Below are 25,717 nucleotides of genomic sequence, written 5' to 3' on the forward strand. Positions count from 1 at the left end.
CAACCACAGGGGGTTTGCCCCTACTGACTCCTGACTCTTGAGGGCAACTACAGGGGGTTTGCCCCTACTAACTCCTGACTCTTGAGGGCAACCACAGGGGGTTTGCCCCTACTAACTCCTGACTCTTGAGGGCAACCACAGGGGGTTTGCCCCTACTGACTCCTGACTCCTTAATGCTTAAATATGTATCTTAAAAATATACACCTAAGAAATTATCGGAATTACCAAGAGCAAAAAATTGATTTTACTGCCCCTAAAACAATTTTAGTGGGTAACAATGCTCAGGGAAAATCTAATTTATTGGAGGCGGTAGAGTTGTTAGCTACATTGCGATCGCACCGTATGGCAAAAGATCGTGATTTAATTAAAGATGGTGAAGATATCGCTCAAATTAATGCTACCCTAGAAAGAAGCTCAGGAATAAGTGATTTAACTTTAACTTTACGCCGAAATGGCCGCCGTAGTGTAGCTATAAATAGTGAAATAGTCCGCAGACAAATGGATTTTCTTGGTGTTTTAAATGCTGTAGAATTTTCTAGTTTAGATTTAGAATTAGTGCGGGGTAGTCCTGAAGTTCGTCGTAATTGGTTAGATACTCTTTTAATGCAACTCGAACCAGTTTATGCTCACATTTTACATCAATATAACCAAGTATTACGACAGCGCAATGCTTTCTTAAAAAGAAGTCAGGAGTCAGGAGTCAGGAGTCAGGAGAAAGAATTAGCTATCTGGGATGCACAGTTAGTTAACGCCGGCACAAAGGTAATTAGAAGACGCAACAGAGCTATTCAAAGATTAACACCTATCGCTGCCAAATGGCACGCTAGTATTAGTGGCAGTACAGAAATTCTGGAAATTAATTATTCTCCTAATGTGCCAATAGGAAAAGATGATAATGAAGATATTACACAATCTTTTTTCGGGAAAATTCAACAACGTTCTGTTATTGAATTACACCGAGGTACTACCCTTGTTGGACCGCACAGGGATGAGTTAGAATTAATTATTAATCAAACTCCTGCTCGTCAATATGGTTCTCAAGGTCAACAACGTACTTTAGTTTTAGCTTTAAAATTAGCAGAATTACAATTAATTGAAGAAGTCGTGAATGAAGCTCCTTTACTTTTATTAGATGATGTTTTAGCAGAATTAGATTTATCCCGTCAAAATCAATTACTTGATGCTATTCAAGATCGGTTTCAGACTTTAATTACTACTACTCATTTGGGTGCTTTTGACTCTCAATGGTTAAAATCTTCACAAGTTCTCTTTGTCAAATCAGGAGAAATAGAGTTTCCTGAAAAAGTCTTTTCGTGAGGGAGTTAGGAGTTCCAGAAATTTTTTTATTTTGAAATTGTCTAAATAGGGGTTGCTGAGAAAGTCTTTCCGTGAGGGCATAGGAGTCAGGAGTCAGGAGTCAGGAGTCAGGAGTCAGGAGGAGATTGGAAAATTTCTTTGCCATCTCTTGAAATCCCAAAAAATGCACACTTTTTCCGGTATACCCTTCAAAACCCTTGCACTAATTTCTGTGTTTATCAGCCTCTAACCTTTGATATATCAAGGTTTTAGGTTTATTCAGCAAACCCTAAATATCAACAAGGTGCAAGCTTTTTTAGCTTTACGTTTCCATTCAATTAATATCCCCAGCGAGTGGGGACTGTTGAGTTAGCCGATATCTCCAATAATGGCGAACAAAATTACATGTTTCCATTCAATTAATATCCCCAGCGAGTGGGGACGAAATAATTATTGATGGATTGTACCAATACAGTGCTGCGTTTCCATTCAATTAATATCCCCAGCGAGTGGGGACTACTGAGCGCCCCATACAAACAGACCATCAAAAAGTTTCCATTCAATTAATATCCCCAGCGAGTGGGGACCTACCAGAGCCCCTTGAGACAAGGGCAACTTCAAACCGCCTTGGCAGTAAGAAGTCAGCGCACAGCTATCTTGCGATAACCGCGTACTCTTGTAGGGTAGACCTAAAGCCTTCCACTAACAGAAAGTTTCCATTCAATTAATATCCCCAGCGAGTGGGGACACAACGCGAAGGGAGGAAAAGTGCAAAACGTACCCGTTTCCATTCAATTAATATCCCCAGCGAGTGGGGACTGTCAGGAAGAGGAGGCAAGAAACCTAATCAGGTCTTACTCCTACAAAGTTTCCATTCAATTAATATCCCCAGCGAGTGGGGACACTTCCCTCTACAAAAGTGATTAAGCTGTTCGCTTATGGTTTCCATTCAATTAATATCCCCAGCGAGTGGGGACGTGAATCTAGCTCCAAAACCATCTCAGGAATGAATCCAGTTTCCATTCAATTAATATCCCCAGCGAGTGGGGACGAACAATAAGCTTGAAACTCTTGTAAAGTCAACAAAAAAGTTTCCATTCAATTAATATCCCCAGCGAGTGGGGACGACAAGTGGTTGCTGGTCTCCTAGAGACAGCTACATAGTTGTTTCCATTCAATTAATATCCCCAGCGAGTGGGGACTAAGGAGCAAATTTACAATGGCTGTATTAATTCTTGTTTCCATTCAATTAATATCCCCAGCGAGTGGGGACGAATTTTTGATAGGTAAGCCCGTCGCAAGTATCCGATGTTTCCATTCAATTAATATCCCCAGCGAGTGGGGACCATTTCTCTGTTGCTGCTTCCTCTTTTTCTAAATCATGTTTCCATTCAATTAATATCCCCAGCGAGTGGGGACCACGATTCCCGCGTTAGCCCGACAACCCCACCCGCAAGAGGGTGTTTCCATTCAATTAATATCCCCAGCGAGTGGGGACCCCTCCATTTTAAACCCTTACCCAGTAAAGTGTCCAGAGGCAGTTTCCGAAGGTCAGGAAAAAAAGTGGTGAAACAACTAACCAACAGCGGTAAAAAATCCCTGAAACCGTTACCCAGTAAGCGACCGAAGTTCGCAACGAAAAAATCAATATTTCAGCCATTTTACCTGACCTTCGGAAAAACTACACAATAATCAAGGAGTCAGAAGTTCCAGGAGTTCCTCACTGACTACTTCAAACCTTTGATTTATCAAGGTTTTAGTTTTATTCAGCAACCCCTATTGAGCTAAAAACCGTATTATATCTTACTTGAATTAGTAATGTAATTGTAAAAACTCAATTTTTAATAATATTTATTTATATAAGATATTTATATTTATTGCTTTGAAATAGTGTATTAAAGAAATAATCAAAAATGTAGCGTTTGTATCTTACCATAAAAACAGTAGGTCGATAATTGACAAATAATACGTAAAACTTGCACAAATGACACCTAACACTTGAGTGGATAAACTCTACCGCTTAGACAACATTAAACCACAAGACCGCGCCCAAGTTGGGGATAAGGCGTTTTACTTGAGTAAAATTATGCAAAGGGGCTATCCTGTAGTACCTGGTTTTGTAGTCTCCGCAGATGTGTGGCGAGAATTTCTAGAAACTCTCAATAGTTCAGAGTCATTAGTTGCGGACTTACCCTATTCTTCTCTACATTTAGATGTAAGTAATTGGCAACAACTGCAACAGGTGGCTGGCCGTTTGCGTCAGGAAATAATTGCTGGTAGTGTACCACATTATTGGGTAAGTGAGATTTTCCAAGCTGCTAAAACCTGGGAAGGGAAATGTTTAATTTTGCGTCCGAGTTTGAGTATATCATCTGGTAATCAGGTGATGGGAAATATTTCTGGGTTGCTGGAGTCGGTGTTTTGTGTTTGTAATGAGGAAGCTATAGTTGAAGGTTTAAAACAAATTTGGAGTCAGTTGTTTCGTGCTAGAAGTTTACTATATTGGCAGAGTGTCGGCATTAATTTACAACACATTAATTTTGCGGTATTAGTGCAACCGGTAGAAAATGCGATCGCCTCCGGTTCATTCCAAGCTGATACATCAGGAGCAGAAATAGAAGCAACTTATGGATTAGGAATAGCTATTAACAAGGGTGAAGTATTACCAGATGTTTACTACATTGAAGAAAACACCGAAGTTATTCAAGAACAACAATTAGGAAATAAAATTCTCGCCTATTCTGTACATGATCCTATATCTGTGACTGCTGAAGAATTACAATCTAGATTAATCACAGATCATAATTGTTTATTCTCCTATCTGCTCAGTGAGGAACAACAAAAGAAGTATGCACTTCCAGAAGAATTGCTACAACAAATCATTATTTTAGGCAATCAATTATTTAGTGAAATAGGGACAAAATTAACAATAAAATGGACAATTACAATTAATATTCCTACCCCAAAACTTTACATTACTCAAGTTAATGTTCCACCGTCTTTAATTCCTAACTTGCTCCTCAAAGGAATAGGAGCGGCTAGGGGGCGGATAACTGCTACTGCGTATGTCATTCTTGGTTCACAACCCAAACCTTCACAAATACCCAAAGGAGTAATTTTAATCGCTCCTGCTATTACTCCTGATTGGTTGCCTTTATTACATCAGGTTAGTGGTATTATTACAGAAAGAGGAGGATTAACCAGTCATGGGGCAATTTTAGCTAGGGAGTTGGGTATTCCTGCTATAGTCAGTGCTAAAAATGCGACTAATTTAATTCAAACTGGTGAAAGTCTCTTGCTTGATGGTGATAGGGGAGAAGTTTATCGTGGTCTAAAAGAGGGTAATATCTTGAAAGATGGAGAAAAAATTTCATTAACCGAGAATAAAAAAGAACAATTTGATCATCATTCAAATCAACCTCATTATGGGTTGAGTAATACTAAAATATTACCGATGATTGCTACCCAATTATTAGTTAATCTTAGTCAAGTAAATTTGATTGAAACAGTACGGGGTTTACCTGTGGATGGGGTAGGTTTGTTACGTTCAGAATTGATGATTTTGAATATTTTGCAGGGACAAAATCCTCATGTTTGGCTTTCAAATGGTAGACAAAGAGAATTATTAGAAAGTTTATCTGAGGAGATTAAAAAATTTGCCATTGGTTTTGCACCACGACCTATTTTATATCGTTCTTTAGATTGGCGATCACAGGATTTTCCTTCGTTTAATTATGGTGTAAACTCTGCATCAAGTTCAATTTTAGGTGAACATGGTACTTGGAGTTATGTGAAAAATTCGGCGGTTTTTGAATTAGAATTACAGGCTTTAGCAAGGTTACAAAAAAATGGTTATAGTAATATTCATTTGATGTTGCCTTTTGTGCGGACTGTGGAAGAATTTGTATTTTGTCGTCGTCAAGTTGAAGAAGCTGGTTTAACTGAAAATCCCCATTTTCAATTATGGATCATGGCAGAAGTTCCGAGTATATTATTTTTACTACCTGAATATATTAAAGCTGGGGTAGCGGGTATTTCTATTGGTACTAATGATTTGACACAATTAATTTTAGGCGTGGATCGAGAAAAAGGAGAATTAGCAAGTATATTTGATGAACGTCATCCTGCGGTGATGGGTGCGATTTTTCAATTAATTAAAATGGCTAAAGATGGGGGTATTCCTTGTTCTATTTGTGGTCAAGCACCTGCTTTATATCCAGAAATTATTGATAAATTGGTGGAATGGGGTATTAGTTCTATTTCTGTAGAACCGGAAGCGGTGGAAAGGACTTATCAAGCGATCGCTCGTGCTGAACAACGTTTGATTTTAGCAGCAGCGCGGAAACTTTTGGGGAATTGAAAATTGAAAATTGAAAATTACAGCAATTGTTGGGTGATGGGACTAAGTTTTTTTATCTCACGCAAAGGCGCAAAGGAAGACAGGAATTTCAATAATGGACAATTAACAATGAACAATTGACAATTAACTCTCCCTTAAAGCCAAAGGATTGAAAAGTGGAATTTTTGGCTTTTTTCCGCTGGTAAGGGGAGGTTTTAAACCTTAAATGAAACAATTATCAATTATCAATTGTCAATTATCAATTGATAAATATGCTGTCATAGCAGGTGGATAAGATTGTTAAAAATTGTATGGGAAAATGATAAATTTTGGGATAAGTTATATATAAGTTATATAATTAGGGTTTGCTGAATAAACCTAAAACCTTGATATATCAAAGGTTAGAGGCTGATAAACACAGAAATTAGTGCAAGGGTTTTGAAGGGTATACCGGAAAAAGTGTGCATTTTTTGGGATTTCAAGAGATGGCAAAGAAATTTTCCAATCTCCTCCTGACTCCTGACTCCTGACTCCTGACTCCTATGCCCTCACGGAAATACTTTCTCAGCAACCCCTAATTAAAATATCATTGCAGATAAAGATCAAATTATCTGAATATGGATCAATCTCAATCTTCTTCTTTGTATCATCAAGATTTCTATTGTTGGACACAACAACAAGCTAAAGCTTTAGAAGAAAGGCTAGTTTTAGAATTAGACTGGCAACATTTACAAGAGGAAATTCAATCTTTGGGAAGGCAGGAATATCGAGAATTAGCAAGTCGTTTGGGTGTATTATTAGGTCATCTCTTAAAATGGGAATATCAACCGGAAAACCGTTCTCGCAGTTGGTTTTTAACAATTAGAGAACAACGTCGCGCTATTCTGCGACATCTGCGACAAAACCCTAGTTTAAAATCTCGTATGGAAGAAGCTATGTTAGATGGTTTTGAAGCAGGAGTTGATTTAGCTTTACGGGAAACTAATTTACCGTTAAGAACTTTTCCCGAAAATTGTCCTTATTTATTTGATGATATTATTGCTGATGATTTTTTGTGTGATACCAGTCAGGACTGGGAAGGATAATTTTTGAAGATGCTCCAGTTATAAGTTATATCACTAAGAGAATTTATCAAGCGATCGCTTGGCAAAATCTCAAGGCAAAATAGAGAAACAGCAAACACCAAGAAGGTATTTATGGAAATTTCACCATACATCAGCATAGACCCTGCTATTCATCACGGCACACCCTTTTTTCAGCAAGCCCCACATAAGTTTTTATGGGTTGTCTCTAAAAAAGCAACTTTGAAAGGGTGATTTATCATTCCTGTCCACACTTTACGCCGCAAATTTATAAACTGGAATTTGCATAAACCGAACTGGTTGAGTTTTCTGCAAAATAATTTGCTGTAACTGTTCAACAGTTTCAGGAGAAAAGAATTGCTCACCAGTTTCTATGTTGACTCTAGCTGGTACATTTTCGACTATAAAAAATTGACCATCTTTTTCTAATGAGTAAGTAACTCTTTGCTCTACAAAGTTTTCGTTAAAATTGTTATTCTGCATTACTTTTCCTCCTAGTAAAATCATCACTCCAGCGATGAGAGTCAGGCTCGTACACTGTAATAATTTTAATCAATGAACGTGACGGATAACTACATTGTACATGAATAGGGCGACCATTTTGGGTAAAACCATGAATTAGACAACTAGCTCCATACTTATCATTTGGATAATCTTCAATTATTTTTCCGTTTTGAATTGCCTTTTTAATTTCCTTGACTCCAATACCTCTGAGTATAGACTGATCAACTCCATGTTTAGAAAACTCGAATTGATCCTGAGAAAATTTCGTTTGTATTTCTTCAAGAGAAACTGACATTATTTTATCTCTTTGCTCAAGAACTTAACAATCCCAGAGGTTTGACTATTGTAAATTTTGTAAACCCATAGCAATTTTACTGTGTTTTTCAATTTGTCCCATTACCTGTTTTGCACGCTTGATAACCACCGCAGGTAAACCCGCTAACCTTCCCGCTTCAATACCATAAGACTTATCAGCACCACCGGGTTGCACTTGATGTAAAAAGATAATTTGATCAGGTAATTCTTTCACCGTAACTTGATAATTTGCCACATTATTAATAATACTCGCTAACTCATTTAACTCATGATAATGGGTAGCGAAAATAGTCCGAGCTTTAATCTCCACTGCTAAATATTCTGCCACAGCCCAAGCAATAGATAAACCATCAAAAGTTGCAGTACCCCGACCAATTTCATCCAATAAAACCAAAGATTTCGCAGTTGCATGATTTAAAATATTAGCAGTTTCATTCATTTCTACCATAAAAGTAGACTGACCAGTAGCCAAATCATCAACAGCACCCACACGGGTAAAAATGCGATCGCAAACTCCCAAGCGTGCCGACATAGCAGGTACAAAACTTCCAATTTGCGCCATTAACTGAATTAAACCCACCTGCCGTAAATAACAACTCTTACCACTAGCATTAGGACCAGTCAAAATCACCAAATCAGGGTAAGATGTATCCTTCTTTCCTTCCTTCCCTCTTCTCTTCTCTTCTTCCTTCGCTTCCTTCGTTCCTTCGTGGTTCATTCCTCCGTAATTCTTCCCACCTAACCAAGTAGAATTAGGAACAAAAAACCCAGAAGGTAAAGATTGTTCAACCACCGGATGACGACCATCAATAACCTCAACCTCCCGTCCCTCCACCATTTCCGGCCGACAATAACCCTGATGTACCGCTAACTCCGCCAACCCACATAATACATCAGCAGCAGCCACCGCACGGGAAATATTGCGAATAGTATCCGCGTGTTCAGCCACTTCATCCCGTAAAGCGGCAAAAATCTCATATTCTAGCTGATTTAAGTCATCTCGCGCCGTTAATATCCGCGCTTCTCGCTCTTTCAACTCAGGAGTAATGTAACGTTCCTCATTCGTCAACGTTTGCTTACGGATGTAATTCTCAGGAACTTGATCTGATTTAGAACGTGAAATACTAATATAATACCCAAAAGTCTTATTAAACCCGACCTTTAAATTAGGAATACTCGTTCTCGCTCTTTCATCAACTTCTAACGTTGCGATCCATTGTTGATCTGCTTCTACTGTTGCTTTTCTTTCATCCAATAGGGGATTTATACCAGGACGAATTAAACCGCCTTCCTTTAAATGATTAGGTGGTGATTCTACGATGTGCAATTGTATTTTTTTTGCTAATTCTTCCAGTACGGGAGGTACTTTTTGCAAAGCTTTTAAAAAAGGCGATCGCCCTTCTGCTGCTATGTTAGCTAATTCAGGTAAAAGAGAGATAGAATCAGCTAACGCGACTAAATCCCGTGCATTTGCCCTTCCTGAACCTGCGCGACCTGCTAACCTTTCTAAATCGTATATTTTCCTTAATAATGTTCGTAAATCTTGCCGTAAAGGTGTATTCTCAACTAATTCCTGAATACTATCTTGTCTAGCTTTAATACCTTTGATATCAAGTAGCGGTTGTAACAACCATCTTCTTAACGCCCGACTACCCATAGCGGTGCTGGTTCGGTTTAAAGCCCATAATAAAGAACCGTGAAATGTGCCATCGCGGACAGTTTGGGTAATTTCTAGGTTGCGACGGGTTTGATGATCTACGATGAGGTAATCGGTTAAGGTATAGGTGCGTAATAATTGCAGAGATACGGGGTTTTGTTTTTGGGTATCTTCCAGATATTCCAACAGTCCACCAGCAGCGCGGACTGCAAGGGGAAGATGTTCACAACCGATACCTTCGAGCGATCGCAATTTGAATTTCTGCAATATTTTACTTCTAGCTTCGGCTTGAGAAAAGGGAAGTTGCGATCGCAAACTATAACAAAATGTGGGTGGTAAACACTGAGGAAGGGAAGGGGAAGTTTCCCCCGGACGTAGTAAAGTACCTAAATTCGGTGCATTGGTGGGGAAAAGCACTTCAGAAGGTTGCAACCTCATTAATTCTTGGGTTAGGTGTTCTAAATCACTGCCTTGAGTAGTGAGAAATTCCCCAGTTGATATATCAGCATAAGCTAAACCCCAATGATTCACCGCAATTACCACAGCCGCTAAGTAATTATTGCGACTAGCTTTGAGCATTCCTTCTTCTAACAAAGTTCCCGGTGTGAGGATGCGGGTAACTTCCCGTTTCACTAAACCTACTGCTTCTGATGCGTCTTCAACTTGATCACAAATAACTACAGCATAACCTTTTTCTACCAACATGGTTGTGTAGCGTTCCCATGCGTGATGAGGTACACCAGTCATAGCTACCCGACCCACATCACCCCCGTGTTTACTGGTGAGGACTAATTCTAATTCTCTGGAAACGGTTACAGCGTCTTGAAAGAAGGTTTCAAAGAAGTCACCAACACGATACAGCAGCAACGCATGGGGGTATTTATCTTTCATTTCTACGTAGTGCTGATACATTTTACTCAGCTTGCTGCGGTCTTCTACCAGTTTTGTATCGCTGAGAGGTGTGTTTTGTGATTGGGGTTCTGGTGTGGTCATGGTAGATGCTGCGATTTTTGGCACTATTCTTGATGATAGCGTGATGTGGGGTGGTTGTTTAAGGTTTTTTAATTTTTTTTCTCACGCAGAGACGCAGAGGCGCAGAGAGAGACGCAAAGAGAGATATTATTATTTTTTGCGACTACTGCGACGGGTGGGTGAGGTTGGTGGTGGTGGTTCTTGAGATTTTAATTTATCATCATCAGTGAGAAATTCTACATGAAACCCTTTTTCACTATAATAATACCAACCTAAGACGACAATACTGGCATCACCCATAGAGGTGTTTTGTACAGCTTGGTTGGGAAATGTAGCAGCTAACTTTTTCAATCCTTCTGTTTCCCATAATACAATTTGTTCACGAAAAGCAGCCCAAGGACTTGTTTCATCAGCAGCAAAAATCATAATTTCTGCAAATTTTTCCGCAGATGTCCATTTATCGCCGGTTTTCGCTTGTGCAATGTGATTTCCGGTTTCAATAACTGTAGCTAAGGGAAGTATCAAAGTTGTTCCTTTTTTAATTTCTGTGTGAATTTTCTCATTTACAAGTTCAAAATCCCATTTATTATTACCCGCAGTTTCTTTACCTGGAACTTTTAACCAGACGCACAATAAAGAGGTATCTATTAATAAAACTTTTCTCATTTTTTTAAATTAATCCCCCAATTATACACCATGAGAAAGACTGCGTTCAATTGCGCCTTTTGTTGTCATTTGTCCCAAGGAATAAGAAGCAAATAATTTAGGGAAGTTTTCAATATCTTCTAATAAGGTAAGTTTACTTTCTCCGGTTTCTGAATCTCGATGTGCAACAACTACAAAAGGAACTATTTCTGAACCAAAAGCATCTAGTAAAGCTGGGTTATGGGTGGTTAGTAAAATATCAATATTGCGTTTACTGCCAATTTCTTTTAATATTTTTACTAATAATGCTGCACGGGAAGGATGTAAACCATTATCTATTTCTTCAATGACAATTTGACTACCTTCAGGACGGGTTAATAATGCTGTGAGTATTGCTAGAAATCGCAATGTTCCATCTGACATACTTCTAGCATCAATTTCTGTAATTTCTCCTGGTTTCCATTCTTCTTGACAGTACAGCATTGCATCTGTTTTCAGTCTTCCTACTGGTTCAGACCATACTTTTTTAATATCACCTTCTGGTAAATATTTAATATATTCAGATAGGGTATTTTCAACTTCTGATTTTTTATCGTCTGGTAATGCTGCTAATACTCCAGCAATATTTGAACCATCGCTTTCTAGGTTTTCAGAAAGTCGGGAATAGTCACGCATTGTAGATGGAATTGGATTAAGAGTTAACATATTTTCTAAATTAGATACTACAAACTCTTGAACTTTCTTTTTTGCGGGTAAGAATATATCTTTAACATCTTTACTAAAAACCATGTTACCTCCTTCAGTAGTGTTATATAGAATGTTGTTTTCAAATAAATCGCTCAAACTAAAACTATTACCTGTATTATTGAGATTACTTCTATTGTTGTGTCCTGTCTTTAAAGTAAACTTTTTTAAGTAAATCCCTTGTTCGTGATAATATAAATCACTTTTAATATCTTCTTGTAGTATTTGACAATCAGGTAATGTTTGTATTTTCAAATTATATAAATAATCATCATCTTCACTTCCAATTAACACCTTTAAACTAAACTCTTTTTCACCATGTCTTGCAGCACCTTGAACACCACCACGAATAGCAGGAAGTGTTTTATCTCCTGCTAAAGCTGTTTCAACATTTTCACCATTAGCTATTCTTTGTAAAAATTCCAATGCTTCAACCACATTAGATTTACCACTTGCATTAGTTCCAATAAGTACAGTTAAAGGATCAAGGGGAAGTTCAGCATAACGGAAACTTTTCCAATTTTCGAGAATCAGTTTTTTCAGCATAATTAACAACAAATATATTTTAGTGATTTAATCATTGTAATATAAATCAAATGTTTTTATTCTATGTCAGTGTTTCTGGTTTATGGTGTTACTCCTAATCTTTAAGTATATGTTTGGTTGATAACATTTTTATTTGTTATAGCAAATTATTACATAATAATACTTATTTAAAAACATGGTTGATGATTTTATGGGGTAATGGAGGCGATCGCTTAAAGTTGTTGATGTTTAATTTTTTTTTCTCACGCAGAGACGCAGAGGCGCAGAGAGAGACACAAAGAGAGATTATCGGTTATTATAGACAAAAACAGGGTTAGAAAGATAACATCTTATGATTGGTAAGATTCTCCGTCAACGTTACCAGATTATCAAACAATTAGGTGCAGGTGGGTTTGGGGAAACTTACCTTGCAGAAGATTTAGATATTCCTGTTACTCCTAAACCGGTTTGTGTCGTTAAACGGTTACAACCTACGGTTATTGATCCAGAAATTATTAGATTATTTGAACAGGAAGCACAAATATTATATCAATTAGGACAAAATCACGATCAAATTCCTAAATTGTATGCTTATTTTCAGGAAGGTCAAAATTTTTATTTGATTCAAGAATTTATTGATGGATATGATTTAACTCAAGAAATAACAACTGGTAAAAACTTGAGTGAAGGTGATGTAATTCAACTTTTGCGAGATGTTTTAGAAATATTGGTTTATGTCCATGAAAATAAGGTGATTCATCGGGATATTAAACCTGCCAATATTATGAGACGTAAGGATGGGAAGTTAGTATTAATTGATTTTGGGGTAGTGAAACAAATTAATACTACTATTGCCATGAAATCAGGGTTAACAAGTAAAACTGTAGGTGTTGGTACTCATGGGTATATGCCACCAGAACAGGGTTTTGGTAAGCCTAAATATAGTAGTGATATTTATGCTTTAGGAATGACAACCATTGAAGGATTAACTGGAATTTCTCCTAATACGTTATCAGAAGATGAGGAAGGAGAAATCATTTGGACTAATTTGGTTTCAGTTAGTCATCAATTAGAGAATTTTATTAATAAAATGGTGCGTTATGATTGGCGACAACGTTATAAAGTTGCCAAGGAAGCATTAGAAGAATTAAATCAAGTTTTTTCAACTGTTAAACAACAGAATAGACAGTCATTAACACAAAATCAGTCCAGTGAATATTGGTTTAAACAAGGAGTTAAATTATTTGATCCAGAAAGGTATGAAGAAGCAATTTCATCCTTTGATAAGGCAATTGCTATTCAACATGACAAACATGAAGCCTGGTTTTGCAGAGGTTATTGCCTAAATAAGTTAAAAAAACATGAAGAAGCAATCTCATCTTTTGATCAAGCCATTGCTATTAAAACTGACTTCTACAAAGCTTGGTATAACCGGGGTAATTCCCTATACAATTTAGAAAGATATCAAGAAGCAATTTCATCTTATAAAAAAGCTATTACCATTCAACCTGACTATGCTAATGCTTGGAATGGCCGCGCTAATTCCTTATGGTGTCTAGGAAGGTACGAAGAAGCACTAAAATGTTATGAAAAGGCAATTAGTATTCAACCAGATGATGAACTTTATATCAATAATCGTAATGATTTATTAAAACAATTAGGGCGTTCCAGTTAGTAAATTGCAGTAAAGAAATTATGTTAAATTATACCATCAGTTCCGGCAATATCTTTCAAGATTTAGGTTTTGCAAATGCAGAAGAAAAACTAGCCAAAGTTAAATTAGCTTCTGTCATTGCCGATATTTTAAAACAACAACAAATCACACCAAAGCTGGACAAATTTTAGGTTTATAACTTGCACAAGTCAATAATTTAAGTAACGGTATTCTCAAAGAATTTACCATTGAAAATTTATTAAGTTATTTAATAAAATTGGGTCAAAATGTAGAAATCATGGTAACAAATCAACAAACGGAAACTTAGAGGATAAACTAATGCGTGAAATCAAATGTAACTTTTGCGGAAGTCCCCATTATGAACAACGCCAAATTGATTATTTATATCGCCATCAAGGACAATATTTATTAGTTCCTAATACTCCGGTGCAAATTTGTCTTGATTGTGGCATGATTTATTATGATGCCAAAATTTTGAAGAAAATTGAACAGTATTTTTTTGACATCTATCAAAATCATCAACAACCTGATGAATATTTATCTATTCCTACTAAGGTTTTTTGATAAGTGAAATAATTAGGTAAATTAGGAAATATATGCAAGCTGAAGAGTTTGATACTAAATTTGACAATGATGAAGATATCACTGAGTTTTTAGACCTATATCAAGCACGTCGTCCCAGTTATGAACAAAAAAGAGTGAATATTGATTTTCCTGTGTGGATGATAGAAGCATTGGAAAAAGAAGCAAAACGTTTAGGTGTCACTTCTGATTCTATACAGGACTTACGCAAAAGGAAACGAAAGTAGGGGTAATTCATGAATTACCCCTACGCAAGAATAAGGTTTTCAGTCACATCTTGCGTAAGTCCTACTATAATTAAATTATGGCTTGCTGAACGTCTTGATAAAAAGGTAATTACTGGTTAGTTTCATTAGTTATGAAACACCAAAAATGATCCATTTTTAGGTTATGCTAGGAATTAAATACAATCATTAGACTAACAAACTGAGGTAAAAATGACAGATTTAGAAATACATGAAAAAATTAAACAACAAATATCCCAACTTCCACCAGAACAACTTTCCTTATTAAGTGAATTTCTCGACTCTCTCCTCACCAAAAACACCGTAAACCAAAAGCAATTACTCCGTATTTCTCCTATAAAAAGAGGCAAAAAAGCAGGTGATTTGTTACAGTATGCGGGAACTTGGCAAGGTGATGATTTAGAAGATTGTTTGCGTTTTGTTCAAGAAACCCGTTCTCAAACGCAGTTTTAATTTTTATTACTATCTATGTCTTATTTACTGGATACTAACCACTGTAGTTACATTATCAACGGTAATCCTCAAGTTACCAATATCTTAAAATCCTATGCTGGTTTAACAATTGGTGTGAGTATTATAACATATTCTGAACTGCTATATATGACAGAAAAATCAGAACTAAAATATCAAAATCTTAGTGCAGTTCAGAAATTTTTATCTCAAGTCGATCTGTATTTTCTGGATGAAGAAACGGCTATTATTTACAGTCGTCTCAAAGCATCTGTTTTTAATTATTTTGCACCCAAAGAAAAAAGCAAACGTCGTAGTTTCAAAATTGAAAATCTGGGATTTAGTGATCATGATCTTTGGATAGCAGCAACAGCTATTCAATACAATCTTACTCTAGTTTCTGCTGATAGCGATTTTAGGCGCATTCATGAAGTAGAGAATTTTTCCCTAGAATCATGGATATAAAATGATGAAGCATTACGAAAAGCGCCTCTACTCAAGAGATTAACAAAAAATCACACTTTTTTATCCTCAAACAAATCTCACCTTACCTCTAAACCTTCCTTAACTTCACCCACAATACCATCAACATCATCAACCTTCTTCAACTCCCCCGCTTTCCAACTATCAGCAATATCTTTAATAAAACTAGCAATAGGAATCGCTACCAACAAACCTAAAACCCCGCCTAATTTTGCCCCAATTAATAAAGAAATTACCACCCAAACAGGATTTAAACCAGTTAAATTTCCTAACAATCTCGGTGCAACAATATTAGAATTAATTTGGTCAATTGCTACAGCTATAGCCGCAACTTCTACCCCTTCCCAAAAGTTCTCTAAAGCTACCAACAAACTCACAATACCAATACCTATTCCCGTACCAAAAGGGAAAAGAGAGAAAAACCCAATTGCAATACCAAATAATAACGCTAAAGGAATCCTTAAAGCCACAAATGCTAAAGTAACTGTGACAGCTAAAATCGCTCCTAATGTTGCTTGTCCAATAAAATAATTTTGGAAATCTTCTTTTAGTAATGCTCTCACTTTTATGCTAATATAACTGGGAAACCATTGGTAAATACCATCCCATAATTTTTCACCATTTAATATTAGGTAAATAGTTAAAACGATAGCTAAAAGAAAATTCACTAAAAATCCAATAGTATCAAAAGCAAAACCCAAAATTTTACCGGTAAAAGATTGAAATTGACTGGAAATTTTTTCTAACAACTGCGTAGCTAAACCACTAATATTAACAGGTAAATCTTGTTGTGTAGCTGCCCAATTTAAAAAAGCTTGTAATTGTTGAGTTCCTGAATCTATCCAAACAGGAAGAATATTAACTAATTCGTTGAGTTGTTGAAAAATCAAAGGTACTAAAATTACACCAACTGCTCCTAAAATTACTATTGCTAAAAGCAGCACTCCTGCAATAGCTAAATTACGTGGTACTCCCTTTTGATTGAAAAATTTGATGGGATAGTCTAAAACAAAAGATAATAAAATAGCGACAGAAACAACGCTTACCAAAGGTTGAAAATATTGGACAACCTGAATTAATAACCATCCGTTCAGAATGATCAGAGGAAAAGCCAAACCAAAAGTTAACCAGCGGGGAAGTTTATTTACTATTTGCATAAAATACTATGATGATTCTCTCTACAATTTCTAAATAATTTCTTCTGTCACCTGTCACCTGTCACCTGTCACCTGTCACCTGTCACCTACTATAAAATCAAGCATAATCCGTTGATGAATAATTCCTAAAGGTCTAAATTCTCCAGCTATTGCCGAATAACAACTACCCCTTTCAATATCTTCCCTTGTTAATAATCCCATATCCCAACCTTCATTTAAAACCAGTTGATCTAATCCTACTAATAATGGTGCTTGAAAAACATAACGAATAACTCTCTCATCGGAATAGATTCCAAATTTAACAAAAGAAGGTAACTCATAACTGATTTCTTCTTTTACTTCCCGCACCAGTGCTATTTCTGGGGTTTCATCTGCTTCTAAATGTCCACCGAATAAACCCCAACACCCAGCAGCAGCTATGGTGGGGATATTGTCCCGTAGCTGCATGAGATATTTATTGTCTTGGTAGAGAATAACAATCGCTACTTGTGGAATTTGATCATTCATATATTATTCTTCCTCTAAGTAAACTTCCCCAAACTCTTGCCCAGCCAAGGGAATACTTTTGTATCTTACCTTACCCTTTAATACTACCTCTTGTCCCACCTTTAAATTACTTTGATTAGTTACAACCCAAATTTTACCGCTGGCATCAGCAATTTGATATGCTTGCTGCTTGAGCAAAGGAGCGTGTTTTTCTATCTTTCCTTGGATGTAAACAGTAGCTTGATTATCCTGTGCTGGTTTAATTTCCTGAATTGGTGTAACATTTGCGCCAATCCTCAGATTTTGTAAATTCATTTCACCAGATTTACCGTTAGCACAACTACACAGTCCCACCACCAAAAAAAAGGCTAATCCTTGATGAAAAGATTTCAAAGAAGTACGTTGTATTTGTTGTTGAACAGCAAGCAATTGAGAGAATTTTTGCATTAATCCTTACCTTGTTACCAGTTTCTTCAAGTTTCTATTAATACTAGCTATGTTGCACTGATAAAAAAAGGCTTGAGGTCATCCTTTTATTCTTTATCCTTCAGTTGACGCAGTTAATCTGAGAAAATAGTTAAGGCAATAGGCGACTGGTGATTGGTGATTGGTGATTGGTGATTGGTGATTGGTGACTAGTGATAGAGAAATAGATTATTTTTCTGCTCCCTGTTCCCTGCTCCCTGTTCCCTGCCCCCTGTTCCCTGTTCCCTGTTCCCTAATAACTAATAACTAATGACAATGACAACACCAACCGCCAAAATCCTGGATGGTAAAGCATTAGCCGCTAAAATTCAAACAGAATTAGCTGCCACCATCACAGAAGTACAACCGAAAATTGGCCGCCCTCCAGGTTTAGCAGTGTTGATGGTGGGAGATAACCCCGCCTCAGCAGCTTATGTCAGCAACAAAGAAAAAGCTTGTGCTAAAGTGGGAATTGCTTCTTTTGGTAAATATTTTCCCACCCACACCAACCAAACTGAACTAGAAGAAGTCATTGCAGAACTTAACCAAGATCAACGGGTAGATGGAATTTTAGTACAGTTACCCCTACCTAATCATTTGGATGCTATAAGTCTTTTACATAAAATCGCCCCAGATAAAGACGCTGATGGACTGCATCCAGTGAACTTAGGGCGTTTGGTGCGAACTGAGGCAGGTTTACGCAGTTGCACACCAGCGGGAGTAATGCGACTACTAGAAGAATATAAAATTCCCCTGGTGGGAAAAAAAGCAGTAGTAGTAGGACGTAGTATCTTAGTGGGTAAGCCAATGGCGTTAATGCTATTAGATGCTGATGCTACAGTTACCATTGCCCACTCCCGCACCCAAAACCTCAAAACCATCACCCAAAACGCTGATATTCTCGTTGCAGCAGCAGGTATTCCCAGATTAATCACTGCCGACATGGTGAAACCAGGCGCTGTTGTGGTAGATGTGGGAATAAATCGCGTCACCGATAGCAGTGGTAAAAGTCGTTTAGTGGGCGATATTGATTTTGCGCCAACTGCTAATGTGGCAGAATATATTACCCCCGTTCCTGGTGGTATTGGTCCGATGACAGTCGCCATGTTACTGCAAAATACAGTCTCTAGCTATTTACGGACAAACAGTAACTAAGCAAATTTCAGATTTATGGAATCAATCCAAAATCCAAAATCCAAAATCCAAAATCGAGAAGTGAGTGTTTCTGCTCCTCTACACCGTAAAATTGTCACACAGATCAGCATCAATCGAAAACTTTAGGAATTCTCAGTTATGGTAGCAACGGATAATTTTCAAAAGACATCAGAACCAGTCCAGTTTAACCTCGCTGCCTATCTCAAAGAACGACAAAAGCTTTGTGATACTGCTTTGGATCAATCTATTCCCGTGGTTTATCCAGAGAAGATTTACGATGCTATGCGCTACTCCCTCTTAGCAGGAGGTAAGCGTGTACGTCCTATCCTATGCCTTGCTACCTGTGAAATGATTGGTGGCAGCATTGAAATGGCCATGCCAACAGCTTGTGCTGTGGAAATGATCCACACCATGTCTCTAATTCATGATGACTTACCCGCAATGGATAATGATGATTACCGTCGTGGTAAGTTGACAAATCATAAAGTCTACGGCGAAGATATCGCCATTTTAGCCGGGGATGGCTTGTTAGCATTGGCTTTTGAGTTCGTAGCCTCCCAAACCCCCGAAAATGTCCCTACACAAAGAACTTTACAAGTAATTGCCCGTCTCGGTAAGGCTTTAGGTGCTGCCGGTTTAGTTGGTGGTCAAGTGGTAGATTTAGAATCAGAAGGAAAATCAGATATTTCCCTAGAAACTTTGAATTTTATTCATAACCACAAAACCGCCGCCCTCTTAGAAGCTTGTGTAGTGTGTGGGGGAATAATTGCTGGCGCATCCCCAGAAGATGTACAAAAATTAACTCGTTATTCTCAAAATATTGGTCTAGCCTTCCAAATCATTGATGATATTCTGGATATAACCGCTACTCAAGAACAACTAGGTAAAACCGCAGGTAAAGACCTTACAGCACAAAAAGTTACCTATCCCAGCTTATGGGGAATTGAAGAATCACGCGCTAAAGCACAACAGCTAGTTGAAGAAGCTTGTGCAGAACTAGAAAGTTTTGGTGAAAAAGCAGTACCCTTACAAGCGATCGCTCACTTTATTATCAATCGCAATCACTAGGGAGAATTTTGGATTTTGGATTTTGGATTTTGGATTTTAGGATTTTAGGATTTTAGGATTTTAGGATTTTGGATTGCACAATCCCAAATTTAAAATCACAACCACAAAACTGCCAAATTTTAGTTACAAAATCATCCACCACAATCATGTTATGGCGACGGTCAATGTTGTACTTCATGAACAGATGATCAAACTTCAACACATACAGACTTTATACTCTGACACCTGTCACCTGTCACCTGTCACCTGTTATACTGCTAATGGCTGAAAGCTGAAGGCTGACTGCTAAAAAAACTGTTCCTCAACACACAAGTGCTGCTCTTATTCAATCACCTAACCAAAAAACCATGCAGGACTTATGCGACATTTTCAACAACCGGGTGCTACTGGTTGCACTTGTGGCTTGTTTTGTTGCTCAAGGATTAAAACTCATCGTTGAAGTCATCAAACATCAAAAAGTGGATCTGCGTGTCTTAGTGACTACCGGAGGTATGCCTAGCGCCCATTCAGCTTTAGTCACAGCTTTAGCCACAGGAGTTGGGCAAACTATCGGTTGGTCATCTCCAGATTTTGCTGTAGCTGCGGTATTTGCCATCATTGTTATGTACGATGCAGCTGGAGTTCGCCAAGCAGCAGGTAAGCAAGCTCGCATACTCAATCAAATGATTGATGAATTATTTCATGAAAAACCAGACTTTTTCCAAGACCGTCTCAAAGAACTACTCGGACATACACCAGTTCAAGTCATAGCTGGTTCAGTTTTAGGTGTCACCATTTCCTGGTTAGCTAGAGCCGCTTATTAGTAAGGTGACAGGTGACAGTTGACAGTTGACAGTTGACAGTAAGAAGGGAAGAGAGAATAGGTAATAGGTAATGGGTAATGGGTAATAGGTAATGGGTAATAGGTAATTAATTATATTTGTCCCAATCACCAATCACCAATCACCAATCACCAGTCCCCAATCACCTTACTGTGACAACTGAACGCAGTAACATGACTTTTCTACCATCTGCTAACAGGGCAAAAAAACCATTCTCCGTCAGTTTTTGCAATGTCCTGTATGCCTCTGTTTGGTTGGTAGTATAAACAGCCAGTAGATAGGGGCGTTGTCCATAGGAAACTAAACCAACATTACCTCCTACCGTTCTTTGTACATTTTTGGCTAGTTCCGGGCGGTTGAAATAATCTACCAACACAGCAAAACCTTCTCCCAAAACTCTGGGATTATAACTAACTGTCTGATTTGGTAGAGTTGCTGATGGGATTATTGCTGGTGTTACCGTTGCTGTTGTTGGTGCTGTTGATGCTGTTGCTGCTGTTGGTCGAGTCGTAATAATAGCAGACAAGCCAACAACGTTGTTAACATATCTTGCCCAACGGTTAGCATCTTCAATCTTGTTAAAACCACCAACTCGCGTTACTGTTTCATTCAGATATTTACAAGTAACAGTTTTTAGGTCAGATGGTAAGGCACTACGTAACTGCTGTTGATTATTAACCGTAGGACTAACAACCAACAACAGATACTCCCCCGCACTGGGAGGTTGACAGGCAGGAATGGTTTGTTGGGATAAAACAGGACTAATACCAGTAATTATTGGAGCTACTGCTAATAATAAAGCACTTGGTAAATAATGAACTTTTGGTAAAAACATTTGGTGTATACCTAGTATTGTATAATTTATAACTTATTTCAGGAAATAGGAAATAGGGAATAGGGAATAGGGAATAGAGAACAAAAGGCAAAAGTTAATATTCTTCCCCAGCCTTTCCTGCCTCCCCTGCTCCCTCTGCGCCTCCTACCTTTCCTGCCTCCCGCCCCCTGCCTTCATTAAGACACAGTTGTTAAAGATGCCAAAGGATTAGGAATTGTTGCCGAAGGAGCTGGAAATTCTCCAGTGATGACATACTCTAAACGTAATTTTAACCAAGTAATAAATTGAGAATTGGTAGAAATAATTGCTACCGGAGGTTTAGGACATTTAGCTTTATTTGCTGCCATTTCCGGTGCTTCCAGGAAAGCTGGGTTTTTCACTAACCAAAAATCTATTTCTTTTTCTTGTTCGTGGTAGTTACGGGTACGTTCTTTGAGAACTTCCTCTAGAGGTTCTTCTTCTAGTAAAAAGTGTTGACTAGCTAAAACGTAATAGTATGTTGTCATTTTCATCCTTGAGTCACTATCTAATAATTTATAGGGTACAGCAGCAACACTGTACCCTAATAGGTTAACTTTTCTTCACGCCTTTGAACCAAGAACCGAAAGGACAACCACTACTCTTATTTTCACTATTGGCAGCATTTTCCATTTTGCCACCTGCTGTCAATTTCTCTAAAAACAGGTTGTTGTCAAAATAGTGTTCCAAAGAGATAATCTTCAAATCATCGGTAACACGAGCTACACTGATACCGACAATTTCTACTGTTTCCCCTGTGGGTGCAAAGTCTTTATATGGACCACGAAAATGTCCCCAGTGTCTCCACTTAAATGTAACCACTGGTGGACCTGAGTAAACTTCAAGCAGTTCCCAAGGAAAACCTTGAGGAAAGGTACTATGAAAAAGTTTCGCTGATGATTCAAAAGTTTCTTCTGAAGCTTTGTAATGTTCAGAATCAGCCATAAATGTGTTATAAGTACCCTGGGTGTATACATCTGTGGCTGTAAACTCTTGTCCCCCATTTGTACTGACGCGAAACTTATCCTGCACAACAGCTAACCACTGTTTAGGATTACTCTTAAAAGATACCTCCATTTCAAAGGTTCTCACTAAATTCTGTACAATAGCTTCTAGTGAACCTTCTGCGTGATTACAGGTACTTTCTTTGGCTAGATTTTCTTTAGAACGGGTATAATCTGGGGGTGTCTGATAGCGCCATTCGGCCTGTTTACTGTATTCAATTACAGTATCTCTATTTTGTACCCAAAGAGGTAGGTTGTTAGGCTGTGTGGAAGTCATAAAAGTTTTACGTTACCAATGTGACTCTAATTTTTCAGGATTACGCAGCTACAACCCCTCTTGTGAAAGGATATCAAGGAGTCAGGAGTCAGGAGTCAGGAGAATTTTAGATTTTAGATTTTAGATTTTAGATTGGATTCATGAAATACAATCCAAAATCCAAAATCCAAAATCCAAAATTGTATCCCCAATCACCAGTCACCAGTCACCAGTCCCCAGTCATTGCTTGTTTCATCTCTCGTACTGCTCTTTCCATTCCTACCAAGGCAGCCCGACTGATGATAGTATGGCCAATATTGAGTTCTTCCATACCTGGAAGCGCCGCTACTGGGTAAACGTTCCAGTATGTGAGTCCGTGACCGGCATTGACTCGCAAACCTGCTTTTATAGCTTGTTCGCATCCTTTGGCTAATAAGCCTAATTCATGCTGGCTAGTTGTTTCATCTTTAGCTTCAGCATATTTTCCGGTATGCAGTTCAATAAACTTCGCTTGCACCTTGACAGAAGCTTCGATTTGTGCAGGTTCGGCATCAATAAACAAACTCACGGGAATGCCAGCATTTTGCAATTTATCAACTATATCCCCTATTCTAGCAATTTGTCCGACAATATCTAAACCCCCTTCTGTGGTGATTTCTTCTCTTTTTTCGGGAACTAATGTTACATAATCAGGTTTGATATCCAGGGCGATCGCTAACATTTCATCAGTGGCAGCCATTTCTAAGTTTAAGTGGGTTCTTACTGTTTGTCGCAATAACCGCACATCTCGATCTTGAATATGTCTTCTGTCTTCCCGCAAATGGGCGGTAATGCCATCAGCACCGGCTAATTCTGCTAATACTGCTGCGGCGATGGGATCTGGTTCTACTGTCCTTCTGGCTTGGCGGATGGTAGCTATATGATCAATGTTTACACCGAGTGTAGGCACGCCTGTGTTTCTCCTGGTTCACTGTGTTTTAGATTTTGATTTTAACTAATTTAGGAGATGTGAGCAGGTTGGTGTTAAAAATTTTGGTTATGATTAGGTAAGGAGCAAGAGGAGAGCCATAAATAATTACAAATTATCAATTATCAATTATCAATTATCAATTATTAAAGAGGTAATATGTTGTTAGAATTGCAACAAATTATTGTTCATCCAGGCCAACAAATGTTACTCAAAGATATTAGTTGGCAGCAACTAGAAAATATTTTAGAAGAAATGGGGGAAAAGCGTGCTGCACGTATTTCCTATAGCAATGGATGGTTAGAAATTATGGTGCCTTTACCTGAACATGAAAAAGATAAAGAAATTGTTGGTGATTTGGTGAAAATCTTGTTAGAAATACTGAATGTTGATTTTGAACCCTTTGGTTCTACAACTCTGAAAAATGAGAGAATGAGGCAAGCCGTAGAACCAGATACCAGTTTTTACATTCAAAATCAAGCCGCTGTAATTGGTAAAAATCGAATTGATTTAAATATAGATCCACCACCAGATTTAGCTATTGAAATTGATATTACTTCTCGGACTCAATTTGAAAATTATCAAATTTTGGGAGTTCCTGAACTTTGGCGATATAAAAAACAAGGTTTAGAAATTTTCTTGTTACAGGATGGGAAATATGTAAAATCTCCATCTAGTCCTAATTTTCCTCATATTCCCATTGTGGATTTAGTTAATGAGTATGTACAGCAGTGTTTAACTATTGGCAGAAGTCAGGCAATGCGAAATTTTAGGAGTTGGGTGCAGGAGAATTTACAGTAAAAGGTTGCTTAAATATAGCACTCCCTGAACAGTTACTTTTATGGCAAGTATTCAGCTATCAGTAATCAGTAATCAGCCAAGAGTAGCAATAGCAAGGATGCAGAAGTGTTAATTTCAGGAATGTTATCTGCATCTGTTTTTTCATTCCTTGGATTTCACTATTTCAGGTACATAGCTGATGGCTGACTGCTGACGACTGAATGCTTACCTTTTATGTTGTCCCAAATGAGCGATCGCCAGCATTGCCTACATAATTTTTTTAAAAAATAGTATGAATCAATACAAAATATTGCCAGAATTTTTAATCAAGATCGGAGAATACCGTGATGACTATTAACATAAATTAGGAGATAATCTTCTGCACAAGGTAAGAATTCAAAAGTCAAAAGTCAGAATTTTTGATTAATTGCTTGATGAGCAAATAAGTATTTTTGGCGTAATTGTTAAAAAGCTGACTGCTGATGTTTGAATACTTACTGCACAAGTAACTGGCAATATAAACTTACCTATCTCAACTGCATGGATTCTTTATCTATCAATTCTTTACTGGAAGACTTGAAAAATCCTGATGCTTTAGTTCGTGAGCAAGCAACTCGCAAAATTTGGCGCTTCTGGTTTCAGCAAAAGGGTATATATGGGCTAGAAAAGATTGATTATAGTCAAAAACTAATGGATGCTGGGGAAACAGCCAAAGCTGAAGCAGTTTTAACAGAACTTATTAAAACACAACCAGATTTTGCTGAAGCTTGGAATAGACGCGCTTTTTTATATTACAGCATAGGCAATTATCAAAAATCTCTAGCTGACTGTCAAATGGTTGTGCAGCTAAATCCAGTACACTTTGGCGCACTTCATGGTATGGGTTTGTGTTACGCAGCAATAGGAAAGTATGGTGAAGCTATTGAAGCTTTTCAAAAAGCGTTGAAAATTCAACCTTATTCCTTGGTTAACCAGAAATTGATTCTTGAATGTACTCTTAAACTCAGTTAAACATGAAATTTCCAGGAGTCAGGAGTTGTAGGGGCGAAGTAGGGGCGAAGCATTCGGAAAATAGCCTTAAACAAAAATTGATAATTTATCGCCCGAATGCTTCGCCCTTACAGGAAAATAACCTGTGATAAAAATTGATAATTTATCGCCCGAATGCTTCGCCCTTACAGGAAAATAACC

The 25,717-nt window shown here is 37.7% G+C and carries 27 protein-coding genes and 1 CRISPR repeat array; of the genes, 15 read left to right on the forward strand and 12 right to left on the reverse strand.

Annotation, left to right across the window (positions count from 1 at the left end; genetic code table 11):
* The first annotated feature begins 183 nt into the window (after positions 1 to 183).
* From recF to H6F47_RS01640, 3 genes are all read left to right on the forward strand, one after another.
* Positions 184 to 1,317 carry a DNA replication/repair protein RecF gene (recF, locus tag H6F47_RS01630; protein WP_190346882.1) on the forward strand — a complete coding sequence of 378 codons (1,134 nt, stop codon included), beginning with the start codon at positions 184 to 186 and terminating at the stop codon, positions 1,315 to 1,317.
* Positions 1,318 to 2,008: 691 nt separating this feature from the next.
* A CRISPR array of direct repeats spans positions 2,009 to 2,794; the repeat unit is 36 nt; unit sequence GTTTCCATTCAATTAATATCCCCAGCGAGTGGGGAC.
* Between the two features lie 504 nt (positions 2,795 to 3,298).
* Complete coding sequence (locus H6F47_RS01635) at positions 3,299 to 5,656, forward strand: putative PEP-binding protein (RefSeq protein WP_190647420.1); 2,358 nt, start codon at positions 3,299 to 3,301, stop codon at positions 5,654 to 5,656.
* A gap of 596 nt (positions 5,657 to 6,252) precedes the next feature.
* Entirely contained in the window at positions 6,253 to 6,720 is a 468-nt protein-coding gene (locus H6F47_RS01640; protein WP_190346879.1) for a DUF29 domain-containing protein, read from the forward strand.
* A gap of 252 nt (positions 6,721 to 6,972) precedes the next feature.
* On the opposite strand, the gene H6F47_RS01645 is transcribed toward H6F47_RS01640, so the two are convergent.
* From H6F47_RS01645 to H6F47_RS01665, 5 genes are all read right to left on the reverse strand, one after another.
* Positions 6,973 to 7,200 (reverse strand): hypothetical protein, encoded by a 228-nt coding sequence (locus tag H6F47_RS01645; RefSeq protein ID WP_096571015.1) that lies wholly within the window; start codon positions 7,198 to 7,200, stop codon positions 6,973 to 6,975.
* Positions 7,190 to 7,516, reverse strand: a complete 327-nt coding sequence (locus H6F47_RS01650; protein WP_096571017.1) for a DUF4258 domain-containing protein — start codon at positions 7,514 to 7,516, stop codon at positions 7,190 to 7,192. The genes H6F47_RS01645 and H6F47_RS01650 overlap by 11 nt, the downstream gene beginning before the upstream one ends.
* A 45-nt stretch (positions 7,517 to 7,561) precedes the next feature.
* Positions 7,562 to 10,186, reverse strand: a complete 2,625-nt coding sequence (gene mutS / locus H6F47_RS01655; protein WP_190647435.1) for a DNA mismatch repair protein MutS — start codon at positions 10,184 to 10,186, stop codon at positions 7,562 to 7,564.
* 129 nt (positions 10,187 to 10,315) lie between these two features.
* Positions 10,316 to 10,831: a hypothetical protein gene (locus H6F47_RS01660; protein ID WP_137667628.1), complete on the reverse strand. Its 516-nt coding sequence runs from the start codon at positions 10,829 to 10,831 to the stop codon at positions 10,316 to 10,318.
* A gap of 21 nt (positions 10,832 to 10,852) precedes the next feature.
* On the reverse strand, positions 10,853 to 12,100 hold the full coding sequence (locus tag H6F47_RS01665; protein ID WP_190647422.1) for an ATP-binding protein: 1,248 nt from the start codon (positions 12,098 to 12,100) through the stop codon (positions 10,853 to 10,855).
* Between the two features lie 113 nt (positions 12,101 to 12,213).
* Here H6F47_RS01665 and H6F47_RS01670 point away from each other — a divergent pair, with 113 nt between their 5' ends.
* From H6F47_RS01670 to H6F47_RS01700, 7 genes are all read left to right on the forward strand, one after another.
* Positions 12,214 to 12,417, forward strand: a complete 204-nt coding sequence (locus H6F47_RS01670) for a hypothetical protein (protein ID WP_190647425.1) — start codon at positions 12,214 to 12,216, stop codon at positions 12,415 to 12,417.
* Between the two features lie 14 nt (positions 12,418 to 12,431).
* Positions 12,432 to 13,754 carry a serine/threonine-protein kinase gene (locus H6F47_RS01675; protein WP_190647427.1) on the forward strand — a complete coding sequence of 441 codons (1,323 nt, stop codon included), beginning with the start codon at positions 12,432 to 12,434 and terminating at the stop codon, positions 13,752 to 13,754.
* 20 nt (positions 13,755 to 13,774) lie between these two features.
* Entirely contained in the window at positions 13,775 to 13,924 is a 150-nt protein-coding gene (locus H6F47_RS28335; RefSeq protein WP_199291022.1) for an XRE family transcriptional regulator, read from the forward strand.
* Between the two features lie 148 nt (positions 13,925 to 14,072).
* Complete coding sequence (locus tag H6F47_RS01685; RefSeq protein ID WP_096571031.1) at positions 14,073 to 14,318, forward strand: type II toxin-antitoxin system MqsA family antitoxin; 246 nt, start codon at positions 14,073 to 14,075, stop codon at positions 14,316 to 14,318.
* A 32-nt stretch (positions 14,319 to 14,350) separates the two neighbouring features.
* Positions 14,351 to 14,563 carry a CopG family transcriptional regulator gene (locus H6F47_RS01690; RefSeq protein ID WP_096571033.1) on the forward strand — a complete coding sequence of 71 codons (213 nt, stop codon included), beginning with the start codon at positions 14,351 to 14,353 and terminating at the stop codon, positions 14,561 to 14,563.
* 210 nt (positions 14,564 to 14,773) lie between these two features.
* Entirely contained in the window at positions 14,774 to 15,034 is a 261-nt protein-coding gene (locus tag H6F47_RS01695) for a hypothetical protein (protein ID WP_096571035.1), read from the forward strand.
* A 15-nt stretch (positions 15,035 to 15,049) separates the two neighbouring features.
* On the forward strand, positions 15,050 to 15,496 hold the full coding sequence (locus tag H6F47_RS01700; protein WP_096571037.1) for a type II toxin-antitoxin system VapC family toxin: 447 nt from the start codon (positions 15,050 to 15,052) through the stop codon (positions 15,494 to 15,496).
* 77 nt (positions 15,497 to 15,573) lie between these two features.
* On the opposite strand, the gene H6F47_RS01705 is transcribed toward H6F47_RS01700, so the two are convergent.
* From H6F47_RS01705 to H6F47_RS01715, 3 genes are all read right to left on the reverse strand, one after another.
* Positions 15,574 to 16,671: an AI-2E family transporter gene (locus H6F47_RS01705; protein WP_096571039.1), complete on the reverse strand. Its 1,098-nt coding sequence runs from the start codon at positions 16,669 to 16,671 to the stop codon at positions 15,574 to 15,576.
* A gap of 75 nt (positions 16,672 to 16,746) precedes the next feature.
* On the reverse strand, positions 16,747 to 17,178 hold the full coding sequence (locus H6F47_RS01710) for an NUDIX hydrolase (RefSeq protein WP_096571041.1): 432 nt from the start codon (positions 17,176 to 17,178) through the stop codon (positions 16,747 to 16,749).
* A gap of 3 nt (positions 17,179 to 17,181) precedes the next feature.
* Positions 17,182 to 17,604: a hypothetical protein gene (locus H6F47_RS01715; protein ID WP_190346876.1), complete on the reverse strand. Its 423-nt coding sequence runs from the start codon at positions 17,602 to 17,604 to the stop codon at positions 17,182 to 17,184.
* Positions 17,605 to 17,898: 294 nt separating this feature from the next.
* Between H6F47_RS01715 and folD the strand changes: the two genes are divergently transcribed.
* From folD to H6F47_RS01730, 3 genes are all read left to right on the forward strand, one after another.
* On the forward strand, positions 17,899 to 18,777 hold the full coding sequence (gene folD, locus H6F47_RS01720; RefSeq protein WP_190647429.1) for a bifunctional methylenetetrahydrofolate dehydrogenase/methenyltetrahydrofolate cyclohydrolase FolD: 879 nt from the start codon (positions 17,899 to 17,901) through the stop codon (positions 18,775 to 18,777).
* Between the two features lie 138 nt (positions 18,778 to 18,915).
* A complete protein-coding gene (gene crtE, locus H6F47_RS01725) occupies positions 18,916 to 19,845 on the forward strand; it encodes a geranylgeranyl diphosphate synthase CrtE (RefSeq protein ID WP_190647431.1) in 930 nt (309 codons plus the stop codon).
* Positions 19,846 to 20,192: 347 nt separating this feature from the next.
* The gene (locus H6F47_RS01730; RefSeq protein WP_096571049.1) at positions 20,193 to 20,648 is read left to right on the forward strand and encodes a divergent PAP2 family protein; all 456 of its coding nucleotides are present in this window, start codon (positions 20,193 to 20,195) and stop codon (positions 20,646 to 20,648) included.
* A gap of 160 nt (positions 20,649 to 20,808) precedes the next feature.
* Here the strand turns inward: H6F47_RS01730 and H6F47_RS01735 are convergent, their stop codons facing one another.
* The 4 genes from H6F47_RS01735 to H6F47_RS01750 all read right to left on the reverse strand — a co-directional run bounded on the left by H6F47_RS01735 (position 20,809) and on the right by H6F47_RS01750 (position 23,728).
* Positions 20,809 to 21,501, reverse strand: a complete 693-nt coding sequence (locus H6F47_RS01735; protein WP_190647433.1) for a hypothetical protein — start codon at positions 21,499 to 21,501, stop codon at positions 20,809 to 20,811.
* A gap of 176 nt (positions 21,502 to 21,677) precedes the next feature.
* Positions 21,678 to 22,007, reverse strand: a complete 330-nt coding sequence (locus tag H6F47_RS01740; protein ID WP_096572795.1) for an MgPME-cyclase complex family protein — start codon at positions 22,005 to 22,007, stop codon at positions 21,678 to 21,680.
* A 64-nt stretch (positions 22,008 to 22,071) separates the two neighbouring features.
* Positions 22,072 to 22,800 carry a SnoaL-like polyketide cyclase gene (locus tag H6F47_RS01745; RefSeq protein ID WP_096571053.1) on the reverse strand — a complete coding sequence of 243 codons (729 nt, stop codon included), beginning with the start codon at positions 22,798 to 22,800 and terminating at the stop codon, positions 22,072 to 22,074.
* 205 nt (positions 22,801 to 23,005) lie between these two features.
* On the reverse strand, positions 23,006 to 23,728 hold the full coding sequence (locus H6F47_RS01750; protein ID WP_096571055.1) for a pyridoxine 5'-phosphate synthase: 723 nt from the start codon (positions 23,726 to 23,728) through the stop codon (positions 23,006 to 23,008).
* A gap of 177 nt (positions 23,729 to 23,905) precedes the next feature.
* Between H6F47_RS01750 and H6F47_RS01755 the strand changes: the two genes are divergently transcribed.
* Both H6F47_RS01755 and H6F47_RS01760 read left to right on the forward strand, forming a co-directional pair.
* The gene (locus H6F47_RS01755) at positions 23,906 to 24,547 is read left to right on the forward strand and encodes a Uma2 family endonuclease (protein WP_096571057.1); all 642 of its coding nucleotides are present in this window, start codon (positions 23,906 to 23,908) and stop codon (positions 24,545 to 24,547) included.
* Positions 24,548 to 25,066: 519 nt separating this feature from the next.
* Positions 25,067 to 25,537: a tetratricopeptide repeat protein gene (locus H6F47_RS01760; RefSeq protein ID WP_096571058.1), complete on the forward strand. Its 471-nt coding sequence runs from the start codon at positions 25,067 to 25,069 to the stop codon at positions 25,535 to 25,537.
* The last annotated feature ends 180 nt before the right edge of the window (positions 25,538 to 25,717 follow it).

It is taken from the genome of Sphaerospermopsis sp. FACHB-1094, assembly GCF_014696195.1.
GTDB lineage: Bacteria > Cyanobacteriota > Cyanobacteriia > Cyanobacteriales > Nostocaceae > Sphaerospermopsis > Sphaerospermopsis kisseleviana.